The sequence below is a fragment of the Kitasatospora sp. NEAU-CNBT7 genome, assembly GCF_057220535.1.
The window spans coordinates 1-3806 of sequence record NZ_JBXQQB010000105.1 but is presented as its reverse complement, the minus strand read 5'-3'; the positions used below and the strand labels follow the sequence as shown (position 1 = coordinate 3806).

The following is a 3806-nucleotide window of genomic DNA, read 5'->3' as shown; positions in this document are numbered from 1 at the left end:
AGAGGACGTTAAGTCCGTTTCTGGTAGCGGCCGCGTCCGGGTTGGTCGAGGAGTCCCTGACGAACGAGTCGTCCCAGGCGGGAGCGGGTGGCGTTGATCGAGGGCTCGTTGGTGGGCAGGCCGAGGAGTTCGTGTAGGTCGCGAACCCGGAAGACCCGCCCGGGATGCTCGTTGAAGGCGGTCACGATGCGCTGGTAGACGGTGGCGGTCTCCGCAGGGGCCGGCTCGTGGTCGGGCAGGGCGAGGCCGTCGATGACCTTGCCGGCGGTGGCGATCTCGGCGAGGCGGGCCTCTACCTCGGCCAGTGCACCGGTGAGTTGGTCAATCTGTTCGCGCAGGTAGTCGGCGCGTGTGGCGGCCTCGTCGTGTTCGGCCTGCAACAGCCGCAGGAGTTCGGTGACGTTCATGCTGCCAGCTCGACGTCGTCGCGCCAGGCAGGGCTGGGGGCGGTGAGGCGGCGGAGCATGCCGGCGGTGGCGGCCCAGTAGACGCGGGAGGCGGCGTTGTCGAGCCGGTGGTCGTAGTCGCGGGCAAGGCGCCGGTGGAGCATGAGGGTGCCGTTGACCTGCTCGACCACCCACCGCTTCGGTTGCGGAACGAACCCCTTGCCCACGTCGTCGGGGTTGCGCCGGACCACCTCGACGGTGATGTCCTTCACCGCCCCGTGGATGATCACGGCATCCTTGAAGCCCTGGTCGACCAGGGCCTTTTCCAGACGCATCCCGCACCGCTCGTCCGCCTGGTCCAGCAGGGCGATACCGGCCTCGTTGTCGTGCGCGCTCGCGGCCAGGACGACCACGCCGATGATCAGGCCCAGCACGTCGACGGCCAGTCCCCGCTTCCTCCCGGGCGTCTTCTTGTTCGCGTCCAGCCCCGTCGTCCCCTTCGGCACCCCGGCCGCCACGCGGACGGACTGGGTGTCGATGATCACCAGGGACGGGTCCTCTAATCGTCTGGCCCGCTCCCGCACCTGGCAGCGCAGGATCTCCTGGATCCGCTGGTCAAGGCCGTCCTGGCGCCACAGGGTGAAGTAGTAGAACACTGCCGACCAGGCCGGTAAGTCGTGCGGCAGGAGCCGCCACTGGCACCCCGTCCGGTTCTGGTACAGCAGCGCGTTCACGACCTCGCGCAAGTCACAGGAGCCCGGATCCCCGGTCGCCGACCGCGACACCCGCTCCTGCTTCCAGGCGGTGACCAGCGGCTCGATCAAGGCCCACTGCCCGTCGGACAAGTCTGTTGAGTACGGCATCCGTTCCATACCCCGACCCCACCATGCACACGACACGCGAGTCAGCCCGAATACCTCCGTACCCACAAACGGGCGACTTGGCCAGGCAGACGGCGGCAGACCGGCGGCACATCGAAGCTCCGGTGGTTCAGGGCGACTTGGGAAGGTCACCCCGTCCAACCGGAGCTTCGTTGCGTTCGTGACGGCCAGGCCCGGACTCCTCGTACCACCGCGACCTGCAGACTCACATGATCACCGGGACTTTGAAACGCCCCTGGGTCGCGTTACGAGCTCCAAGTCATCAGGGTGTCGAAAACTTCATTGCACTCGCGAAGCTTAGGTCGCGCAGAAATGACTCGATCTCATCTCGGCTGCACTCTCCGATGATCTCGATGTGATCTCCATGTGGAATAATTGTTCCGGTGTATGGATTGGCCATTCGTGACGCGAGGTCCGTTTCGATAAATTCTAATATAAAAATTTCCGGAAAGTCCCTATCTTGCCAGTAAAATGCAGGCTCGAGAGGCCCGGTCGACATTCTCGAAAATATCTCACTTAGAACCTCTTCATTCCTCGCTCTGAGCCTCGGGAGCTGCTCGATTGTAATCCATTCGGGCAGTCCCTCAAACTCCCTTTCATACCAGTCAACTATATCCGCATCGAGCGTCAATAGAGTTGCGCGCGAGGCCTCGTCTAGGCCAGCCCACATTGCACCTCGAGTTTCATCATCAACAGATTTGAACCTTCTATAAAATTTGGCTGCCCCTTCTGCCTCCATGCCCATTTTGGAGTCAATAAACTTCCGGGACTCTGGGTTATGAATTAGGTATCTAAGGAGGCCGAATCCTCCGAGGTCGCCGTAGATCTGCTCGAGTCCGAGGCCCGGCAGGAGCCAGTCCTGTAGCTTCTGCAGACTCGTCCACTCGCCTTCGAGAATAGCAGTCAATTGCTTCCGGTCTCGCTGGGCTAGGCTTCGCCACCAAGCAAGTCGATCTTCATCTGATGCTGCTTCCATTCTCTGCAGCTCTTGCTTTGAATCCGCCCAGACGAGCGCCACCTCCGACAGGTTCTTTTTCTTTGATAGACCGAGCATCTCATGGACTTCACCTGGCTGTGAGATGAGATACCGCAAGAGTCCGAAGCGGCCATTTTCCTTCAACTGCTGTTGCGCTGCACGGTTCTCGACCGCCGAATCCATCGCAACTGACCCTCGTAAAGCTGCAACACTAGCAAGGGGGAGAGCGTCTAGGAGCTTGTAAAACTTTTCCGGGTCACGTTCTGCTAGCTCTTCGATCTCCTCGAAGGCCGAAGACGTCATCTCCTCATAATGGGGACCCTTTCGAGGTTCGGTTATAAGCCTCACCTCCTCCCTGTTGCGCTTGCTCTCTGAACGTGATGTACAGCAAGCTAGGTAGATCTCGCGATCCACCTTTGCCAGGCGCGGGAGTGCACCGTTGCAAGTGTGGTTTCCATTTCGACAGTTTTTTCCCGTGCAGAGTTTCATTTCGTGCGGCACCCAATCGCCTCCCACGGTCTGTATGCTCCCACTCGCACCATCCGCAGCACATTGTATGAAACTTGCCAATGATTCCCCCTCGAGCTCGCTGAGGAGAATGTTGGCAATCTTCATCCCGCCAGTGAGACTTTTAATCTTAGGGGGCTTTCTCATTACTGTAAGGTCATGCATTCCGATATTAGAGAGGGATGTGTCCAGAAGTTTCCCCGGCCCGGAGAATAGGTGAATCGTTACACCTTCGGGAATTTCTGTGAATTCCGAATTTGAATACGATCCGTGCGCGGTAAAATAAATTGCCATTGAAATCTCCTTGGGTGGTTTGTGTGAAGTTTGCCATTCTTTCCTGTGCTGTAGGTGTCGCGTGGTGCAACCATTCAGGCAGAGGGTCGTGCCCTCAGCTTGACTCTGTTGGTGACCTTGGCGATCGTGCTCAGCTGCCGTGGTTCTTCAGAACTCGTAATACGATCTCGTGGATGTGGGCTGGTAGACCGTCTCCGGTGTGACGATTCGTCCATTGGTGGTGGCGTGGGTGCACCGTGGATGGTCGATGACGAGCTGTGAGCGGGCCTTCGCCCAAGGCCGGGTAGTTAACGGATTTGCGCTGGTGGCAAGGGGTTTGAACGCTGGCCGAAATGCGGCAACGGGATCCGCGTTGATCAGATGGTCCGCCAAGACTGCTGGTCGCCGAGGAGTCCCGTTGCCCGCATGTGATTGTGCCCTGCCGTCGGGTCTGACGACGGTGACTCACCAGTTCACGGTGGCCGCCGGCCAGTTCGGTCCTGGTCATCTGGGCGAGTTGACTCAGGTCGTCCCGTTCGACCTCGTTGATGCGGTCCTGAAGGAGACCCGGTGTGTGCAGCGCCGGTTACGTGACCTGCCCTCGCGGGTCGGGGTCTACTTCCTGCTCGCGATGTGCCTGTTTCCGGAAGTCGGCTACCAGCTGGTGTGGCAGAAGCTGACCGCGGCACTGGCCGGCGCCGGAGTGGAGGTCGCCGAACCGACCGCGAAGGCCTTGCGTGACCTGCGCCGCAGGGTGGGTGCAGCGCCGGTCCGCCGCCTGTT

General features: G+C 60.3%; 4 protein-coding genes. 1 reads left to right on the top strand and 3 read right to left on the bottom strand.

All coding sequences use genetic code 11. The features are described from left to right. Nucleotides 1-8: 8 nt before the first annotated feature. The 3 genes from AC2TEW_RS38585 to AC2TEW_RS38575 form a co-directional block, all read right to left on the bottom strand. Complete coding sequence (locus AC2TEW_RS38585) at nt 9-407, bottom strand: type IV toxin-antitoxin system AbiEi family antitoxin domain-containing protein (protein WP_484627668.1); 399 nt, start codon at nt 405-407, stop codon at nt 9-11. Beyond that, entirely contained in the window at nt 404-1258 is an 855-nt protein-coding gene (locus AC2TEW_RS38580) for an IS5 family transposase (RefSeq protein ID WP_484627669.1), read from the bottom strand. The genes AC2TEW_RS38585 and AC2TEW_RS38580 overlap by 4 nt, the downstream gene beginning before the upstream one ends. A gap of 271 nt (nt 1259-1529) precedes the next feature. Then, entirely contained in the window at nt 1530-3044 is a 1515-nt protein-coding gene (locus AC2TEW_RS38575; RefSeq protein WP_484627814.1) for a putative adhesin, read from the bottom strand. Between the two features lie 430 nt (nt 3045-3474). On the opposite strand from AC2TEW_RS38575, the gene AC2TEW_RS38570 reads away from it, so the two are divergent. Next, on the top strand, nt 3475-3806 hold a 332-nt coding region (locus AC2TEW_RS38570), incomplete at its 3' end, for a transposase domain-containing protein (RefSeq protein WP_484627432.1).

What these genes read in the sequence shown, in the direction of transcription:
- AC2TEW_RS38585 (WP_484627668.1), bottom strand. Translation starts at nt 407, where the DNA reads ATGAACGTCACCGAACTCCTGCGGCTGTTGCAGGCCGAACACGACGAG.
- AC2TEW_RS38580 (WP_484627669.1), bottom strand. Translation starts at nt 1,258, where the DNA reads ATGGAACGGATGCCGTACTCAACAGACTTGTCCGACGGGCAGTGGGCC.
- AC2TEW_RS38575 (WP_484627814.1), bottom strand. Translation starts at nt 3,044, where the DNA reads ATGGCAATTTATTTTACCGCGCACGGATCGTATTCAAATTCGGAATTC.